Raw genomic sequence first — 18,178 nt, 5'->3', positions numbered from 1 at the left:
TGCTGTCACGTGTCGTGACGGCGTTGTCTCACAGGGTCACTTGATGACCTTGGTGACGCGGCCGGCGCCGACGGTGCGGCCACCCTCGCGGATCGCGAAGCGCAGGCCCTCTTCCATGGCGACCGGCTGGATCAGCTTGACGCTCATCTCGGTGTTGTCGCCCGGCATGACCATCTCGGTGCCCTCGGGGAGGGTCACGACGCCGGTCACGTCGGTGGTGCGGAAGTAGAACTGCGGGCGGTAGTTGTTGAAGAACGGGGTGTGACGGCCACCCTCGTCCTTCGACAGGATGTACGCCTGGCCCTCGAACTCGGTGTGCGGGGTGGTGGTGCCCGGCTTGACGACGACCTGACCACGCTCGACGTCGTCACGCTTCAGACCACGAACCAGCAGACCGACGTTGTCGCCGGCCTGGCCCTGGTCCAGCAGCTTGCGGAACATCTCGATGCCGGTGATGGTGGTCTTCTGGGTCTTCTCGCGGATACCCACGATCTCGACCTCTTCGTTGACGTTGATCACGCCACGCTCGACACGACCGGTGACCACGGTGCCACGACCGGTGATGGTGAAAACATCCTCGATCGGCATCAGGAACGGCTTGTCGGTCTCACGAACCGGGTCCGGGATGGACTCGTCGACAGCGTTCATCAGCTCGACGACCGACTCGACCCACTTCTCGTCACCCTCGAGGGCCTTCAGGCCGGAGACGCGGACGACGGGGGCGTCCTCGTCGAACTCCTGGGCGGCCAGCAGCTCGCGGACCTCCATCTCGACGAGCTCGAGGATTTCCTCGTCGTCGACCATGTCCGACTTGTTCAGCGCGACCAGGATGTAGGGCACGCCGACCTGACGGGCGAGCAGCACGTGCTCACGAGTCTGCGGCATCGGGCCGTCGGTGGCGGCGACCACGAGGATCGCGCCGTCCATCTGGGCCGCACCGGTGATCATGTTCTTGATGTAGTCGGCGTGGCCGGGGGCGTCGACGTGCGCGTAGTGACGCTTCTCGGTCTGGTACTCGACGTGGGAGATGTTGATCGTGATACCACGAGCCTTCTCCTCCGGAGCCTTGTCGATCTGGTCGAACGCAAAGCTCTGGTTCAGGTCCGGGTACTTGTCAGCCAGCACCTTGGTGATCGCCGCGGTCAGCGTGGTCTTGCCGTGGTCGACGTGACCGATGGTGCCGATGTTGACGTGGGGCTTCGTCCGCTCGAACTTCGCCTTCGCCACTGTTGTCCTCCTGGACTAGTTAGTGCGTGCTTTTGTGCAGCAGTGCGGTTTGTACTTACAGGGGGTCGTGCGCGACCGAACGGGGCGGATTCTCGCAAATCCGCCCCGACTGCGATTACTCGCCGGTCGCCTTGGCGATGATCTCCTTCGCCACGTTGGCCGGAACCTCCGCGTACGAATCGAACACCATGGAGTAGTTCGCCCGGCCCTGGGTCTTCGACCGCAGGTCACCGATGTAACCGAACATCTCCGAGAGCGGAACCAGCGCCTTGACGACACGGGCACCACTGCGTTCCTCCATGGCCTGGATCTGGCCACGGCGGGAGTTCAGGTCGCCGATCACATCGCCCATGTAGTCCTCGGGCGTGATGACCTCGACAGCCATGAGCGGCTCGAGGATCACCGGACCGGCCTTACGGGCCGCTTCCTTCAGCGCCATCGAACCCGCGATCTTGAACGCCATTTCCGAGGAGTCGACCTCGTGGTAGGCGCCGTCGAGCAGGGTGGCCTTCAGGTTGACCAGCGGGTAACCGGCGAGGACACCGTACTGCATGGAGTCCTGGATGCCGGCGTCCACCGACGGGATGTACTCGCGCGGAACGCGACCACCGGTGACCTTGTTCTCGAACTCGTAGGTCGCGCCGTCCTCGCCGGTGAAGGGCTCCAGGCCGATGATGACGCGGGCGAACTGACCCGAACCACCGGTCTGCTTCTTGTGCGTGTACTCGAGCTTCTCGACCGGCTTGGTGATCGTCTCGCGGTACGCGACCTGCGGCTTACCGACGTTCGCCTCGACCTTGAACTCGCGCTTCATCCGGTCGACGAGGATGTCGAGGTGCAACTCGCCCATACCGCCGATGACGGTCTGGCCGGTTTCGGCATCCAGCTTGACGGAGAAGGTCGGGTCCTCTTCGGCCAGCTTCTGGATCGCGGTGCCCAGCTTCTCCTGGTCGGACTTGGTCTTGGGCTCGATCGAGACCTCGATGACCGGATCCGGGAAGGTCATGGACTCCAGCACGATCTGGTTCTGCGGATCGCACAGGGTGTCACCGGTGGTGGTGTCCTTCAGGCCGATGACCGCGTAGATGTGGCCGGCCGACGCCGAGGGAACCGGGTTCTCCTTGTTGGAGTGCATCTGGAACAGCTTGCCCAGACGCTCCTTCTTGCTCTTGGTCGAGTTGATGACCTGAGCGCCGGAGTCGACCTTGCCCGAATACACGCGGACGTAGGTCAGCTTGCCGAAGAACGGGTGCACGGCGATCTTGAACGCCAGCGCGGCGAAGGGCTCGTCGGCACTCGGCTTACGAGTGATGACCTCGTCTTCCTTGCCGGGGACGTGGCCTTCCACGTTCTCGACGTCCAGCGGCGAGGGCAGGTAGTCCACGACGGCGTCGAGCATGGGCTGCACGCCCTTGTTCTTGAACGCCGAACCACACAGCACCGGGTACAGCTCCGAGGCGACGGTCAGCTTCCGGATGGCGCCCTTGATCTCGTCGATCGAGAGCTCCTCGCCACCGAAGAACTTCTCCAGCAGCGCCTCGTCCGACTCGGCGACGGTCTCGAGCAGCTCCTGGCGGTACTGCTCGGCCTTCTCCTTGAGATCGGCCGGGATTTCCTGGACCTCGTACTTCTCACCGAGCTTCGTCTCGCCGGTCCACACCTTGGCGTTCATCTCGACCAGGTCGACGATGCCCTCGAAGGTGTCCTCCGCGCCGATCGGCAGCTGGATGACCAGCGGCTTCGCACCGAGACGGTCCTTGATGGTCTGCACGGTGAAGTAGAAGTCGGCGCCCAGCTTGTCCATCTTGTTGACGAAGCAGATGCGCGGCACGTCGTACTTGTCGGCCTGACGCCAGACCTGCTCGGACTGCGGCTCGACGCCCTCTTTACCGTCGAACACCGCGACGGCGCCGTCGAGCACGCGCAGCGAACGCTCCACCTCGACGGTGAAGTCGACGTGGCCGGGGGTGTCGATGATGTTGATCTGGTTCTGGTTCCAGAAACACGTCACCGCCGCCGAGGTGATGGTGATGCCGCGTTCCTGCTCCTGCTCCATCCAGTCGGTGGTCGACGCACCGTCGTGGGTCTCACCGATCTTGTAGTTCACACCGGTGTAGAACAGGATTCGTTCGGTCGTGGTCGTCTTGCCGGCATCGATGTGCGCCATGATGCCGATGTTGCGGACCTTGTTGAGGTCGGTGAGCACGTCCTGTGCCACGGAAATCTTCCCCGCTCTGCTCTGTTAGCGATCAGCTAGTCGGTATTTTCGGGAACGGCCCGGGCGGTTCCGCCGCGATGCGGGCCCCTGGCCTTCACTATGTCAACGTCGGGTGCGGCTGATAAGTGCCCTGCTGAGAGCACGTGCCGCACCCGACTGTGACTCGCCTCCCGGCGCCGTTCCTTCACCGGCGGACCGGGTGACCAATCACCAGCGGTAGTGCGCGAACGCCCGGTTGGACTCGGCCATCTTGTGGGTGTCCTCGCGACGCTTCACCGAAGCGCCCAGACCGTTGCTCGCATCCAGCAGCTCGTTGGCCAGACGCTCGATCATGGTCTTCTCACGACGCGCGCGCGAGTAGTTGACCAGCCAGCGCAGCGCCAGGGTGTTGGCGCGACCCGGACGAACCTCGACCGGGACCTGGTAGGTGGCGCCACCGACACGACGCGGCTTCACCTCGAGGGCGGGCTTGACGTTGTCGAGCGCACGCTTGAGGGTCACGACCGGATCGGTGCCGGTCTTCTCGCGCGCCTGCTCGAGGGCACCGTAGACGATGCGCTCGGCGGTCGACTTCTTGCCGTCCAGCAGGATCTTGTTGACCAGCTGAGTGACCAGCGGCGATCCGTAGACCGGATCGTTGATCAGCGGACGCTTGGGTGCGGGGCCCTTGCGTGGCATATCAGCTCTTCTCCTTCTTGGCGCCGTAGCGGCTGCGGGCCTGCTTGCGGTTCTTCACACCCTGGGTGTCGAGCGAGCCGCGGATGATCTTGTAGCGCACACCGGGGAGGTCCTTCACACGACCACCGCGAACGAGCACCATCGAGTGCTCCTGCAGGTTGTGACCCTCGCCCGGGATGTAAGCCGTGACCTCGACCGCGCTGGTCAGGCGAACACGCGCGACCTTACGCAGCGCGGAGTTCGGCTTCTTCGGGGTCGTGGTGTACACGCGGGTGCACACGCCACGACGCTGCGGGCTCCCCTTCAGGGCCGCAGTCTTGGTCTTGGCGACCTTGTCGCGACGACCCTTGCGGACCAGCTGGTTGATGGTTGGCATATACCGGCTTTCCTTATTCAGTAACCAGGTGTCTGGAACTCTTCGATGTCTGTTTGTCGGCGGCGCTCCCCGATTCCCCGGAGTTCACGCCGCGGTCATAGAGCTGTCACCACTTGCCCGGATCGCGTTCGCACGCGTCCCGAGGTCGGGCGTGTCGCGCGCAGTACATGCCTACTTTTCCGGGCACGCTGAAACGGTCGGCCGCTCTCGCTGGCTTACGTTCTACGCACAAACTTGCCCGCACGCTTCCGGGCACAGCGATCCACGATACCCGTCGGCGCGGCGGGGGGCAAAAGTGGGGTCCGCATGCCCGGGCCCACCACCGACTATGCGATTTCACTATCTCTCGAGGTCCACCGATCGGCGCATCCGGGGCAGGGCTCGCCTCAGCGCGCCAGATTCAGCGTCAACTCGGCCAGCTTCTTCGCCCCGGCACACGGATCCGGATGGCCACCCGGCCGGTAGTTCACCCACCAGCCGATGATCCCGGTGTCCGCGGCCGGCGCCATCACGCCGCACGAATCCGGATCGCCCGGCCGCTGCACCTGCAGCGAGCGCCGGCCCTGCACGTTCACATCGGTGGTGATGTAGCCGAGCCGGTCGTTGTTGGCCTTCTCGTTCGGCAGCGAACCCATCTCGTACCAGTTCAGCGTGGCCATCCCGTCGCCGCCGGGCGTACCCGACAGATCCCACATGCACACCGCGCCGTTGAACGAACCCTGTGCGTCCTGGGCACCGGTCGCCTTGGCGATGTCGTCCTGCTTGACGACCTCGCATTCGCGCAGCAACTTGTCGAAGTTCATGTTGACCCCGCCGCCGCTACCCGCCGGCAACGCGGTCCCGGAGACCGTGCGGCCGCAGCCGCCGACCGCCACCCCGACCGTGAGCGCGAGGACCGCGATCCCGCCCGCCCGCACACCGCGCCGGACGCGGCCCCCATCACGCATGCCGTTGCTCATATCAGCCGCCCTCACTTCAGACGCTGCACGGTCAGTTCGGCCAGTTTGCGGTTCTTGTCGCACGGCGTCGCCGACACCTGCCCGAACGCGCCGGCCGAGGTCGACCATTCGAAGAAGTCGTCGCCGAGCTGCACGGCGAAATCACAGATGGTGCCGTCCTGGCTCGCGTCCTGGAAACCCTGATGACCGCCGACCTCGATCGACTCCGGATTGCGGCCCTGCGCGGTGACCCACGCCTTCTCCCGCCCGATCGGGCTGCCCCGATACGACGCGAACGTCACACTCGGACCGCCGATTCCGCCCGCCTGCCAATTGCAGCCGACCGAGTTCTTGAACACCTGCGAGATCTGACCGAGCCCACCCAGATTCCGGACCTCGTCATCGGTGACATGCCCGCACTCCCCCGCGAACGGACCCAGCGCCGCCACCTTCGCGGGCGGGCGGACCGACGGAGAGTCGCTGCCCGAATCATCCCCCGACCCGCAACCCGCCAGCAGCGCCGCGAGAGCCGTCCCGGTGACAATCGCCGCCGTCAATCGCATGATGGGCACTCTATGTTATCGGCGGCGCAGGTGCTCCTCCGCTGCGCCGACCCGGCTACTCGGCGGTCGGGTCGGCCAGGCCGTGGCGGTAACCGTAGCGGACCGCGTCGGCGCGGTTGCGGGCGCCGATCTTGGCGAAGGCGTTGTTGATGTGGGTCTTCACCGTCGCCGGCGAGACGAACAGGTGGGCGGCTATCTCGGCGTTGCTCAGTCCGCGCGTGATCAGCGCGACAACCTCCGCCTCGCGAGCGGTGAGGCCGTCGGGATTCGGCGTAGCGGGGGCGGACACCGCCTCGGATCGGGGAGCTTCACCGATCAGCGCGTCCACCAGCCGCCGGGACACCGTGGCGTCGAAGGTGGACTGCCCGGCCGCCGCGGCGCGCAGGGCGGCGACGATCTCCTCCCGGCCGGCGTCCTTGGTGAGGTAGCCGCGCGCACCCGCTCGCAACGCGCTCACGATCGAGGCGTCGTCGGCGTAGGTGGTCAGCACCAGCACCGCGGTCCCGGGATGGCCGGCCGCGATCCGGCGGGTCGCCTCGACACCGTCCAGGACGGGCATCCGCAGATCCATGAGCACCACGTCCGGATCGGTCTCCGCCACCGCCCGCAGTGCCTGTTCCCCGTCCCCCGCGGCGCCGACCACGCTCACCTCGTCGACCAGTCCCAGCAGTGCGACCAGACCCTCACGCATCACCTGCTGGTCGTCGACCACCAGCACCCGCAGCGGCTCCCGGCGCTCACTCAATCGGAACCTCCGCCGTCACAACCCATTCGCCGTCGGCCACACCGGACGACAGTGCGCCCCCGGCCAATGCGATCCGCTCACGCATTCCGGTCAGACCGTACCCGCCGGGCAGCGGATCGCGAGTCTGCTTTTCCGCGACCGCGTTTCGCACCGACAGTCGCACCTCGCCGGCCGTGAAGACGAGCGCGACGTGCACCGGCCGCCCCGGTGCGTGCTTGGCGGCATTCGTCAGCGCCTCGCGCAGTGTGCGCACCAGCGAGACCGCGGCACCCGAATCCACCGGCCGGGCGGGACCGTCACAGCGCAACTCCACCGTCATCCGATGATCGCGGCGATAGCTCTCGACCAGTTCACGCACGGCATCGGGCAGCGGTGGCACGTCGCCGCGCAGCGCGGCCACCGCACCGCGCGCCTCGATCACCCCGTCGCGGGCGAGCCGGTGCGAGCGCCGCACATGCGCCAATGCGCCCGGTATATCGCCTCTTTCGTCGAGCAGCAGTTCCGCGACCTCCAACTGCATACTCAGCGCACCGAGCGAATGCGCCAGGACGTCGTGCAGCTCCCGCGCGATCCGGGCGCGTTCGTCCAGCGCCGCCGCCCGGGCGTGTTCGTCCTGCGCGCGACGGGTCTGCTCGAGCAGCAGTCGGGTCTGGCGGACGCGCAGTCGGTGCAGGCGCCGATACAACCCGAGCAGCAACAGAATGACGAGCACGCCGACATAGGTGAGCGTATCGCCGATGTCCTTGCCGGCCAGCGCGCAACCGGCGATCAGGACCGCGACCTCGGCCGCGAACCCCAGCAGGATCACTCGGGTGCCGGACCGGAACTGCTGGGCGAGCACGCTGGCCGCCGCGCACAGCATGATGAACGCGGAGATGTCGGGGGCCGGTCCGACGACCGCCGCGCTCAGCAACGCGCACCAGGTCAACGCCAAAGTGGCCGCCCGCGGATACCGGGATTCGACCACGGCGAACACGAGCCACCCGGCATAGGCGGCCACCAGCACCGCCCACAGCCACGCCGGCAGCGGATCGCGGTGGTCGAACAGCAGATTGGCGGCCAGCAACGTCGCGCCGATGACACGCATCAGCGGGCTGGCGTCGGGATCGTTGCCGATCAGCCGTCGCCCGAACTCCCGCAACCCCTCTCGCATGACCCTCCTGACGACATTCCGCGTCGGTACCACGACGGTAGGCGCGGCGGGATCGTCGCCGGAAGGTCCGCCGGGCCGAGATGCCGCCGCGGTCGCTCCACCCGCGGGTGGAGATCTCACGATCCATCTCCCGGCCGAGGCGCGCGCAGGTCCGAAATCCCTAGCGTGGCAACGACATAACGTCCAGTACTCGCAGGGGAGATACCGATGCCCGACACCGCCACACGCACTCTCGACAGCTCCGGTAGCCGACTACGCCGGGCGCGGCGGGTGCTGGCACTCGCAGCCGATATCGGGCTGTCGCCCGCGACCTACTATCTGCTGATCGCGGCCGGGTGCACCAGCTATCGCGCGCTGGTGTGTTCGACGGTCGTCGCGGGCATTTGGGCGCTCGGCATCGCCGCGGCGCGCCGCAAGGCCGACGGCGTCGCCGTATTCGTCTTCCTGCTCAACGCGCTGGGTCTGGTACTGGCCGTACTGGGCGGCGACGAGCGAATGATGCTGGCGAAGGATCCGATCACCTCGGCGGTGATCAGCGTGCTGCTGGCGGGCAGTTGCCTGCTGGGCCGGCCGGCGATGTTCGCGGTCTCGCGGCGCATGCACGCACTCGGACCGGATTCCGCGGCACGCTGGGAAACGTTGTGGTACAACGACTCCGACGTCCGTCACACGTTCACGACCGCCACGGTGGTGTGGAGCGCCGGACTCGCGGCCGACGCGGTGGTACGGCTCCTGCTGATCTACTCCCTGCCGGTATCGGCGTCCGTCGCGCTGATGAACCCGGTGCAATGGGCGATCATCGCCGCGCTGGGGTTCTACACGGTGCGGTCGCGGCGGCGCCTCGACGTCAAGGCGCGGCTGCGCGCCCTGCCCGACGCCGAGTGAGGGCGGCCGGTCACAGATTCCCGCGCGCGTGCTGTTCCCGCTCGATCGCCTGGAAGAGGGCCCGGAAATTCCCCTTTCCGAAGCCCAGTGAGCCGTGCCGCTCGATCAATTCGAAGAATACGGTCGGGCGGTCGGTGAGGGGTTTGCAGAAGATCTGCAGCAGATAGCCGTCCTCGTCGCGGTCGACGAGAATGCCGCGCGACTGCAGGTGCCGCACCGGCACCCGGACGTGGCCGATGCGGGCGCGCAGTTCGGGATCCTCGTAATAGGCGTCCGGGGTGTCGAGGAATTCGATGCCTTCGCGGCGCAGGGCGTCGACCGTGCTCAGGATGTCGCCGGTGGCCAGGGCGATGTGCTGCACGCCGGGGCCGCCGTAGAACTCCAGATATTCGTCGATCTGTGAGCGTTTACGCCCGGCCGCCGGTTCGTTCAACGGGAATTTCACGCGATGGTTGCCGTTGGCCACGACCTTGCTCATCAGGGCCGAATATTCGGTCGCGATATCGTCGCCGACGAATTCCGCCATATCGGTGAAGCCCATGACGCGGCGATAGAACTCCACCCACTCGTCCATCCGCCCGAGCTCCACATTGCCCACGACATGGTCCACGGCCTGGAACAGCCGATGCGGCACCCGCGGCTGATAACCCGACCGGCGTGCGATATATCCGGGCAGATACGGACCGTGATAGCGCGACCGGTCGACGAGGGTGTGGCGGGTTTCGCCGTAGGTGGCCAGGGCAGCCGTGCGGACCGTGCCGAATTCGTCCGACGCGTCGTGCGGCTCGGCCAGGATCCGCGCGCCGTGGCGCCGGGCGTGGGCGATGCAGCGGTCCACATCGGGCACCTCGAGCGCGATGTCGACGATGCCGTCGCCGTGCCGGTCGTGGTGGGCGACCAGCGGACTGGCCGGATCCACCGCCCCGCACACCACGAATCGCGCACTGCCGCTGCGCAATACGTAGGACTTGTGGTCACGATTGCCGGTCTCCGGTCCGGAATAGGCCTCCAGCGCCATTCCGAAGGCCTGCAGATAGTGCGTGAACTGGGTCGCGTTGCCGACCACCCACACCAGCGCGTCCCACCCGAGGACGGGGAAGGGATCGGCACCGGGATCGTGGTCGACCAGGCCGACCAGCCGGCGCAGCTCCGCATCGCCCGGCACCGCGGGCCGGGTGGTGCGGGAGAGGTCCTCGATTGTCATGCCTCCAGATAATCTCCGCGCCGAGGTTCTGGGCAATATCGAGGATTTCGAGTAGACACCCTGGCTCAATTGGTCACCACAGGCCGCCGAGTGCTGGACAATTTGAATAGCTGCGCGCCCACGTCGCGGGTGGCGCGGCGCCGGGCCGAATACAGGAGACGACGATGACGCGCACCCACGCCAAACTGGACGAACTGGATCTGGCGATCCTCACCGCCATGCACGAGTACCAGAAGGCGGGCGTCCTCGAGCTGTCGCGACGCACCCGGGTGGCTCGGGCGACCGTACAGTCGCGCATCGCGCGCATGGAGGAGGCCGGGGTCATCGCCTCCTACGATCCGCGGGTCGACGTCACCGCCGCCGGATTCGACGTGCAGGCCTTCGTGAGCCTGGAGATCGCCCAGGGCGCGCTGGACGCGGTGACCACCGATCTGGAGGCCATCCCCGGCGTGCTCGAGGCCTATGCGACCACCGGTTCCAGCGATGTCCTGTGCCGCATCGGCGCCGATTCGCATGCGGGCCTGCAGGCGGTGCTGCTGAGTATCGACCGCAGCGCCGCGGTGGTGCGGTCGCACAGTGTGATCGTGCTGTCCACGGTGGTCGCCCAGCGCACACTGCCGCTGCTGCGCACGCTCACCCCGGCGGGGACGAGTAAGGCTCCGGCATACCGGAATTCGACGCCCTGAGCGCGCCCCGGCGCGGGGGTTCTGCCGCGATGTGGGGCGGCCCGTCCGCTCGTGGCCGCGGCAAGCACCCGATGCTATGCCCGGGTTTTGAGATTCGCTCCGGGCGCGAGGATTTCGACGTCGGGCGGCAAGTTCGGTTCCAGGAAATCCAGCAGGTCGCGTGCTTCCGCTTCGACCTCGGCCGCTTCCCGCGCCGACCACTCCCGGCTCGGGGCGATGCGCAACCGCGCCGCCGACTTCTCGACGAAGATCTTGTAGATGCCGGCCAGAAACCCGTCGATGAGCACCGGACACACCTGCGCGGCCATATGGTGCAGGGGCAGCGGGGCGTTCCCGGGAATGATCCGGCTGCGATCCCGATGCGACAGCAGGACGTTGTCGTACCAGCCCAGCAGCCGGACAGGTACGGGCAGATCGGGATCGGCGAGTTCGGCGTCGGCGGCGTCGTAGAGGACGCGGCCGCGCTCGTCGGTGTAGGTGCGCACGCGGTCGCCCAGCCCGTCCAGAATTTCCTTGATACCGAGCAGTCGCGACCAGGTCTGCACATCCATCGTGGTCGCGGGGCCGAAGGCGCGCAGATAGCGAACGACCAACTCCTGCACCGGATATGCCTCGTCGAGGGGCGCGTCCAGCCAGGGTTCGATGCGCGACCACACCGGACGGCTGTTGTTCCGCCACAAGCCGCGCGGCGGGGTCTGCAACACCGGAAGCTGATAGAGCCAGGTCTGCGTCACGGCAGTGGGCTCGCGGTCGGGATATTCCTCGACGGCGCGGGCGCGCAGCTCTGCCGACGACATCGGCTGCGCCCCCAGCACCTTCTCACCCCGGGCGCGTACCTCCTCGGGATCGAGCCCGACCATCGCGCCGTAGAAGAAGCCCTTGCGGAACGGGATCTTCTCCAGTTCCGGCTGGATATGCGGCGCGATGCGCAGCGCATCCGCCGCCGTCACCAGGTGAATAGTGGCGCGCATCAACGTGATTCGCACCAGCGAGCGATTCTCGAGTCCGGCCGAGACCGCCGCCGGGTCGAAATCGCTGATCCGGCTCCACAATCCGACGTACGGCGGCGTCACGTCCTGGGCCTGCAGCCCGACCAGATGTTCACACAGCTGCGGGACCGGCACCGACGACCGGCGCAGCAGGTGCTGCCGGGCCAGCAGGGTGCGATTCAGAATCCGATCGGACAGTTTCATGATGCGCTCACCCTACGGCCCGGCACCGACATCGAACGCCTGCCGGACGAGAGCCGCTCAGCGCACGGTGACGACGACTTTGCCCTTCGCCGAACGGTTGTCGAGCGCGGCGACGGCGGCCGCGGTCTCCGTCAGCGGGTACAGCACGGGCTGCGGCGCCGCGATCTTGCCCGATTCCAGCAGCGGCGCGACCTCGTCCCACTGCTCCTGCAGATAGCCCGGATGGGTCATCACCCATTCTCCCCAGGCCGCGCCGATCACCTCGACGTTCTTGAGCAGCAAGCGATTCACCTTCACGGTGGGGATTTCACCCGCGGTGAAGCCGACCACGAGCAACCGCCCGGCCGGCGCCAGCGAGCGAATGCTGTCGGTGAACCGGTCGCCGCCGACCGGATCGAGCACTATATCGACGCCCCGCCCGTCGGTCAGTTCCTTCACCGCGGCCAGCCAGCCGTCGGTGAGTACCACATCGGAGGCGCCGTTGGCCCGCGCGACCTCGGCCTTCTCCTCGGTACTCACCACGGCGATCACCCGGCCCGCGCCCAGCGCCTTCGCCATGCGCAGGGTGGAGGTGCCGATGCCGCCGGCGGCGCCGTGCACGAGCACGGTCTCCCCCTCGGCCAACCGGCCCCGGTTGCGCAGGCAGAAGTGCACGGTCAGATCGTTGAACAGAATTCCCGCACCCGCTTCGAGGGAAATGTTGTCCGGCAGCCGGAACACCATCTCCTTGGCGGTGACCGCGGTTTCGGCGACGGCATTGCCCAGCATGGTCAGCGCCACCACCCGATCACCCGCCCGGACCCGCGCATCCTCGGGCGCCGAGCGCACGACCCCGGCCACCTCGCCACCGACCACGAACGGCAGTTCGGGTTTCATCTGATAGAGCCCCCGGGTCATCAGCACATCCGGAAACGCCACCCCCGCGGCATGGACGTCGATCACCACTCCACCGGGGAATTCCGCCGGTTCGGGGATGTCCACGACCTCGATGGATTCGGGCCCCTCGAGCTTGCTCACCTGGGCTGCGCGCATGAAACGACCTCTCTGTCCGCGGCTGCTTTCCCACAAGTTAACCGGTCTTCGCACACCCCTGTCCACAGGTCCCCGATTTGCTACGCTTGGGCCCGCTGAACTGAGCGAAGAGGGGGATTTCTCATGGCCGGTCCCAACGATCCACCCGCGAACGCGATGAAGATCGATCCCGCGGCCCTGCAAAGTTTCGCGAAAACCCTGCGCGACGAGTCCGACGCCATCGGCAAACTCGACTCCGGGCTGGCCGGCGCCGCCGGGGCGCTTCCGGGCACCGGCTGGGACGCGGCCTGCAACGGCGCCAAGGATTCGGTCGAGAACGCGTTGAAGCGAATCGGTTCGCGCGTAACGCATATCGCCGACACCGTCGAACAGGCCGGCAAGGTCATCATCGATACCGACCAGCAGTTGCGCGACGATCTGAACAAGATCGGTATCCGCGCATGAGCGGCGCGGCATTGACCATCCCCGACGTCGAGAAATGGGACCCGGACAAGCTGGGCACCGCCGCGACCGCCGTCGGCAAACTCTCCGGGGACCTCGACCAGGCCGTCGTCGCCGCCGTGAACAGCACGCAGAAACTCGGTCAGGACCAGAAATGGGGCGGCGGTGCCGCGCAGGCCGCCGACGGCCGGATGCAGGTGGAGAAAAGCCGGGCTTCGACAGTGAGCCAGGCGGTTCTGGGATTGCAGACGGCACTGAACCAACAGGTCGAGAATCTGAAGAACGCCAAGCTCGCGGTGCTGCAGATGCGCGATCAGGCGACCTTCGTACCCGCCCCCAGCGTGATGCCGGCGTTCGAAGTGAATCCCGACGGCACGGTGAATCCGCAGCAGCGGCTCGACTGGCTCGACCAGCACCGCGACAAGCTCAACGACATCGAGTACACGGCGAAGACCACCGAGATCAAGACGGATGCCGCCGCGCACGAGTGGGCGATCGTCAACGCCCTGAAAAACGCGCAGACGGTCGCGGATTCGGCGATCACGGCCCTCAACGGCGCCAAGGCCCCGGTCGATGCCGCGTTCGCCGGACTCGGCGACCCGGTCACCGGCGCCGGCGCCGCACCTCCGGCGCCACCCGCTCCCACCGTCCCCGCCGCGGCGGCGCCACCCGCCGCCCCGACCGCCACACCGGTCGCGAGCCATTCGGGCATCCCGGCGTCCTCCAGCCTGATGGGCAACTCCCATCACGGCGGCGGCACCAGTTCCTACAGCGGCGGCAGCTACGGCGGCGGCAGCTCCAACGGCCCCACCAGCGGCCCGCCGCCCACGGCCCATCCGTCCGGTGATGTGCAGCAGTGGATCGCCCAGGCCAAACAGGTCCTGATCGAGATGGGCTATCCCCCGGAATCGATCGACGAGAACGCCATCGCGCTCATCATCGAGCACGAATCCGGCGGCGATCCGAACGCGATCAACAACTGGGACAGCAACGCGGCGGCCGGCCATCCGTCGAAGGGTCTGATGCAGTGCATCGACAGCACCTTCAACGCCCATGCGGCCCCGGGCCACACCGACATCTGGAACCCGGTCGACAACATCGTGGCCGCCACGCGCTACTCGATCGACCGCTACGGTTCGCTCGACAATGTGCCGGGCGTTTCCGCGGTCTCCGGTGGTGGCGGCTACGTCGGCTACTGATCGGCGGCCGCGAACACCCCACGCCGCGACACAACTGGACATTTGCTACGTGTGAGTAGAGCCATCTCGGCGTAACAGTGTGACCTGCGCCCCGTAAAGTCATGTCACAAGAAGCACCGCATGAAGTACGCGGCACACCGTGCAGCGCGAGGAGCACCAGTGTCACTCGATCAGCCACTCGCCCCGCTTCCCCAGGAGGGCATGGGCTTCGCCTCGGCGTGGCCCATCCGGGCTGGCGATGTAGATCCCTACAGCCGGCTGCGGCTCGACGCCGTGGCTCGATATTTGCAAGACATCGCGTGGGAAGAGTTGCACACCACGTTCTTCCACCGCACGGACCCGGCGTGGATCGTGCGCCGCACCGTGATCGACGTGGTGCGTCCGATCGTCTGGCCGGACCGGGTGCAGTTGCGGCGCTGGTGTTCGGCGATGTCGACCCGGTGGACGAATATGCGGGTGCGGATCACCAGCGACAGCGGCGGCCTGATCGAGACCGAAGGCTTCTGGATCAATATCAACGAGTCGACGAATATGCCGACCCGGATCAGCGACCAGGGATTGGCACATCTGGCCCGCACCACCGACGAACATCGGCTGCGCTGGCGGCCGTGGCTGACCGATGCGGTGCCGCCGGAATCGGACACCGATCTGACGTTCCCGGTGCGCGCGACCGATATCGACCAGTTCAACCACGTCAACAACGCCATGTACTGGCAGGCGGTGGAACACTTCCTGGTGGACTATCCGAAGTTGGTGGCCGGGCCGCATCGCGCGGTGATCGAATATGTCGCGCCGGTGCTGGCCCGCCAGCACATCAGCGTGCGCAGCCGCTACGAGCCCGGCGACCGCAACGGCCAGCCGGTGCTACGGCTGTGGTTCATGGTCGGCGGCACCATCACCACCACCGTGCGGATCGGCGCGCTACCGACCTGAGCGCGGATAGCGGAGAGTTCGCGAACGACCCCCGCCGACTTCCGGACCCTCATACGGGGAGGGTCCGGAAGAGCCGGCGTTCAGCCGCGTGCGGCTTTGAGCAGATCCTCGATGGTGGTGAATTTGACGCGCGGGCGTCCGCCGGACTTGCCGGCGTTCTTCTCGGCGGCGTCGATGGCCTTCCAGCCGTCGCGGCCGACGGCGTCGGGCTGGCGCTGGGCGAGCAGGGCCTCGAGCGCGGCCCGATCTCCTTGCGGGGCAGCCAGTTTGCCGGAGGTGAAGTCCTCGAGCAGCTGTTCCACGGTTTCGGTGGCATCGACGCGGTTGGAACCGATCACGCCACGCGGACCACGCTTGATCCAGCCCGACACATAGACGCCGGTGACGTGCGCGCCGTCGGCGACCACGCGGCCGTGCTCGTTGGGCACGATCCCGGCGCGCTCGTCGAACGGCAGATCCGCGATGGGAACACCGCGATAGCCGATGGACCGCAACACCATCGACGCCGGCAGCGTCTCGCGGCGATCCGAGGCCCGCGCAACCACGCGCCCGTCCTCGGAAACCAGTTCGTTGTGCACGAACTCGAGCTCCTCGACATGACCGTCGCCGCGGATCTCGGTCGGTGAGGCCAGGTAGCGGAACACGATGCGCTTGTTGTCCGGATTGGGGGCCTTGGCCGCGTATTCCTGGGCCAGTTCGTACTTCAGCCGCAGCGAAGGCTCGATATCCGGGTCATCCAGCAGCGCCTGGCTCGCCGGATCCAGCTCCAGCTCGGCCGGGTCGATGATCACATCGACGCCCTTCAGATGCCCCAACGCCAAAAATTCCGCCGACGTGTAGGCCGCCTGCAGCGGTCCACGCCGGCCGAGCACCACGACCTCACGAACATTGCTGTCGCGCAGCGCGTCCAGGGCGTGGTCGGCGATATCGGTCTTGGCCAGCTCATCCGGCGGCAGCGTCAGCACGCGCGCGACGTCGAGGGCGACGTTGCCGTTACCCACGATCACCACCCGCTCACCGGACAGGTCGAAACCGCGCTCGGCGTAGTCGGGGTGGCCGTTGTACCAGGCCACGAACTCGGTCGCCGAGTGGCTGCCGGGCAGATCCTCACCCGGCACGTCCAGGCGGCGGTCGGCCGAGGCGCCCACGGCGTAGATCACCGCATGGTGATGAGCCTGCAGCTCCTCGTGCGAAATATGTTTACCCACCTCGACATTCAGGCGGTACTGCAGAGTGTCACGACGGAACGCGCTCTCGAACATGGCAGACACCGACTTGGTGCCCGGATGATCCGGGGCCACCCCGGCGCGCACCAGACCCCACGGGGTGGGCAGCCGGTCGAACATCTCCACCTCGACATCGGCCCGGCGAAGCAACTCGTCGGCGGCGTAGCAGGCCGCGGGCCCGGCGCCGACGATCGCCACCCGCAGCGTGCCCAGCTCCTTCGGCGGGCGTGCCGGAGTCACCAGCGGGTCGAAATTCGACTCCAGCGGATGCCGCTGGAAGTAGGCGGCGTTGATATCGCGGAAACGAGCCAGCGACGCCGTCAGATCGTCCTCGGAGAAGATGGCCTCCACCGGGCAGGCATCCACACACGCACCACAGTCGATACAGGTGTCGGGGTCGATGTACAGCTGCTCGGTCGTCGCGAACTCGGGTTGCTCCGGAGTGGGACGAATGCAATCGACCGGGCACTCGGGAACGCAGCTGGCGTCGTTGCAACAACGCTGCGTGATCACGTAGGCCATATCTCGCAGATCCTCGAAACATCATGGGACGTCCCCACCCGGGTTTGGACAGGGCGTGCATCGCACCGGTTGCCGGTCGGCCCCCGCTGTGACACTACCTTCAGTGTGCCTCGAGAGTGAGTTACATCTCTCATCAGGTAGCGATTTAGATAACACCGTTTACTTTCTACGGCGCTACGGTATTGCTCATGGCGCGGACGCTGATCCTGATGCGACACGGTAAATCCGCATATCCGCCGGGTGTCGACGACCACGACCGGCCGCTGGCGCCACGGGGGCGGCGCGAGGCGGCGCTGGCCGGAACCTGGCTGCGCGAGACCCAGCCGGCGATCGACGCGGTGTCCTGTTCGGACGCGGTCCGGACCCGCGAAACGCTGGCCGCGACCGGCGTCGACGCGCCGGTCGTCTACGAGCATTCGATCTACGAGGCCACGCCGCACACCCTGATCGAATTGATCCAGCTGACCGACGACGACGTGCAGACGCTGCTGCTGATCGGCCACTCGCCGGGGATGCCGTGGACGGCGTGGGAGCTGGCGGCCAATCGCGCGTCGCTGCCGGCCGAAGAGCTCAGCCGCAAATTCCCGACCTCCGCACTGGCGGTGCTGGAATTCGACCGGCCGTGGTCGCGCGCGGACCCCGGCACCGGTGAATTGGTCCGGTTCCACGTGCCGCGCTGACGCGCTGTTCGAGAAAAGGCTTGTCAGCGTAGGAATTTGCCGCGCACGACGACGACCGCGCCGAGCAGCACGAGCACCAGCAACGCGACGAACCAGTTCGTCAGCGCCCAGACGACGCCCAGGACGACGATCACCGGGACCGCCGCGACGAGAGCGATGAACGGGCTTTCCTTGACCGTCTCCAGCGCCGACCGCGCCCGGACCCGATCGATTTCCTTGGCCATGTACTCAGGGTAGGTGGTCGGCGCGAGATGCGCCCGAATTGTCCGGCAACCCAGC

Annotated in this window: 19 protein-coding genes; 6 read left to right on the top strand and 13 right to left on the bottom strand. The window is 66.9% G+C overall.

Going from position 1 to position 18,178, the window contains the following annotated elements; all coding sequences use genetic code 11:
* Nucleotides 1–36 precede the first annotated feature (36 nt).
* The 8 genes from tuf to AC5592_RS22520 all read right to left on the bottom strand — a co-directional run bounded on the left by tuf (nt 37) and on the right by AC5592_RS22520 (nt 7,898).
* Nucleotides 37–1,227, bottom strand: a complete 1,191-nt coding sequence (tuf, locus tag AC5592_RS22555; protein WP_036505815.1) for an elongation factor Tu — start codon at nt 1,225–1,227, stop codon at nt 37–39.
* A gap of 115 nt (nt 1,228–1,342) precedes the next feature.
* A complete protein-coding gene (gene fusA / locus AC5592_RS22550) occupies nt 1,343–3,445 on the bottom strand; it encodes an elongation factor G (RefSeq protein WP_036505816.1) in 2,103 nt (700 codons plus the stop codon).
* Nucleotides 3,446–3,652: 207 nt separating this feature from the next.
* Nucleotides 3,653–4,123 carry a 30S ribosomal protein S7 gene (gene rpsG, locus AC5592_RS22545; protein ID WP_030517120.1) on the bottom strand — a complete coding sequence of 157 codons (471 nt, stop codon included), beginning with the start codon at nt 4,121–4,123 and terminating at the stop codon, nt 3,653–3,655.
* Between the two features lies 1 nt (nt 4,124).
* Nucleotides 4,125–4,499: a 30S ribosomal protein S12 gene (rpsL, locus tag AC5592_RS22540; protein ID WP_014353064.1), complete on the bottom strand. Its 375-nt coding sequence runs from the start codon at nt 4,497–4,499 to the stop codon at nt 4,125–4,127.
* A gap of 386 nt (nt 4,500–4,885) precedes the next feature.
* On the bottom strand, nt 4,886–5,446 hold the full coding sequence (locus AC5592_RS22535; RefSeq protein ID WP_063065389.1) for a DUF3558 domain-containing protein: 561 nt from the start codon (nt 5,444–5,446) through the stop codon (nt 4,886–4,888).
* Between the two features lie 23 nt (nt 5,447–5,469).
* Nucleotides 5,470–6,000: a DUF3558 domain-containing protein gene (locus tag AC5592_RS22530; RefSeq protein WP_036505817.1), complete on the bottom strand. Its 531-nt coding sequence runs from the start codon at nt 5,998–6,000 to the stop codon at nt 5,470–5,472.
* Nucleotides 6,001–6,055: 55 nt separating this feature from the next.
* Nucleotides 6,056–6,745 carry a response regulator gene (locus tag AC5592_RS22525; RefSeq protein ID WP_036505818.1) on the bottom strand — a complete coding sequence of 230 codons (690 nt, stop codon included), beginning with the start codon at nt 6,743–6,745 and terminating at the stop codon, nt 6,056–6,058.
* On the bottom strand, nt 6,738–7,898 hold the full coding sequence (locus tag AC5592_RS22520) for a sensor histidine kinase (RefSeq protein WP_063065367.1): 1,161 nt from the start codon (nt 7,896–7,898) through the stop codon (nt 6,738–6,740). Before AC5592_RS22520 ends, AC5592_RS22525 begins: the two co-directional genes overlap by 8 nt.
* A gap of 207 nt (nt 7,899–8,105) precedes the next feature.
* Between AC5592_RS22520 and AC5592_RS22515 the strand changes: the two genes are divergently transcribed.
* Nucleotides 8,106–8,783, top strand: coding sequence for a VC0807 family protein (locus tag AC5592_RS22515; protein WP_063065366.1), 678 nt, complete (start codon nt 8,106–8,108; stop codon nt 8,781–8,783).
* A gap of 10 nt (nt 8,784–8,793) precedes the next feature.
* Here the strand turns inward: AC5592_RS22515 and hppD are convergent, their stop codons facing one another.
* Nucleotides 8,794–9,987 (bottom strand): 4-hydroxyphenylpyruvate dioxygenase, encoded by a 1,194-nt coding sequence (gene hppD, locus AC5592_RS22510; RefSeq protein ID WP_036505820.1) that lies wholly within the window; start codon nt 9,985–9,987, stop codon nt 8,794–8,796.
* 164 nt (nt 9,988–10,151) lie between these two features.
* On the opposite strand from hppD, the gene AC5592_RS22505 reads away from it, so the two are divergent.
* Nucleotides 10,152–10,673, top strand: coding sequence for an Lrp/AsnC family transcriptional regulator (locus AC5592_RS22505; protein WP_063065365.1), 522 nt, complete (start codon nt 10,152–10,154; stop codon nt 10,671–10,673).
* 74 nt (nt 10,674–10,747) lie between these two features.
* Here the strand turns inward: AC5592_RS22505 and AC5592_RS22500 are convergent, their stop codons facing one another.
* Both AC5592_RS22500 and AC5592_RS22495 read right to left on the bottom strand, forming a co-directional pair.
* Complete coding sequence (locus AC5592_RS22500; protein WP_063065364.1) at nt 10,748–11,866, bottom strand: winged helix DNA-binding domain-containing protein; 1,119 nt, start codon at nt 11,864–11,866, stop codon at nt 10,748–10,750.
* Nucleotides 11,867–11,923: 57 nt separating this feature from the next.
* Entirely contained in the window at nt 11,924–12,898 is a 975-nt protein-coding gene (locus AC5592_RS22495; protein ID WP_036505823.1) for an NADPH:quinone oxidoreductase family protein, read from the bottom strand.
* 123 nt (nt 12,899–13,021) lie between these two features.
* On the opposite strand from AC5592_RS22495, the gene AC5592_RS22490 reads away from it, so the two are divergent.
* The 3 genes from AC5592_RS22490 to AC5592_RS22480 all read left to right on the top strand — a co-directional run bounded on the left by AC5592_RS22490 (nt 13,022) and on the right by AC5592_RS22480 (nt 15,471).
* Nucleotides 13,022–13,342: a WXG100 family type VII secretion target gene (locus AC5592_RS22490; RefSeq protein WP_051025181.1), complete on the top strand. Its 321-nt coding sequence runs from the start codon at nt 13,022–13,024 to the stop codon at nt 13,340–13,342.
* Entirely contained in the window at nt 13,339–14,538 is a 1,200-nt protein-coding gene (locus tag AC5592_RS22485) for a lytic transglycosylase domain-containing protein (protein ID WP_063065363.1), read from the top strand. The genes AC5592_RS22490 and AC5592_RS22485 overlap by 4 nt, the downstream gene beginning before the upstream one ends.
* Before the next feature lie 159 nt (nt 14,539–14,697).
* Complete coding sequence (locus tag AC5592_RS22480) at nt 14,698–15,471, top strand: acyl-[acyl-carrier-protein] thioesterase (protein WP_036505825.1); 774 nt, start codon at nt 14,698–14,700, stop codon at nt 15,469–15,471.
* An 80-nt stretch (nt 15,472–15,551) separates the two neighbouring features.
* On the opposite strand, the gene AC5592_RS22475 is transcribed toward AC5592_RS22480, so the two are convergent.
* A complete protein-coding gene (locus tag AC5592_RS22475) occupies nt 15,552–17,219 on the bottom strand; it encodes an FAD-dependent oxidoreductase (RefSeq protein ID WP_036505826.1) in 1,668 nt (555 codons plus the stop codon).
* A 188-nt stretch (nt 17,220–17,407) separates the two neighbouring features.
* On the opposite strand from AC5592_RS22475, the gene AC5592_RS22470 reads away from it, so the two are divergent.
* A complete protein-coding gene (locus AC5592_RS22470) occupies nt 17,408–17,899 on the top strand; it encodes a SixA phosphatase family protein (RefSeq protein WP_036505827.1) in 492 nt (163 codons plus the stop codon).
* 23 nt (nt 17,900–17,922) lie between these two features.
* Here AC5592_RS22470 and AC5592_RS22465 read toward each other — a convergent pair.
* A partial coding sequence (locus tag AC5592_RS22465; RefSeq protein WP_371507404.1) for a hypothetical protein occupies nt 17,923–18,178 on the bottom strand: 256 nt, incomplete at its 5' end.

Origin of the sequence: Nocardia violaceofusca NBRC 14427, assembly GCF_963869435.1 — a bacterium.
In the GTDB taxonomy this organism is placed as follows: Bacteria; Actinomycetota; Actinomycetes; order Mycobacteriales; family Mycobacteriaceae; genus Nocardia; species Nocardia aobensis.
The sequence above is the reverse complement of the archived record's forward strand: the minus strand, read 5'-3'. Positions and strand labels throughout refer to the sequence as shown.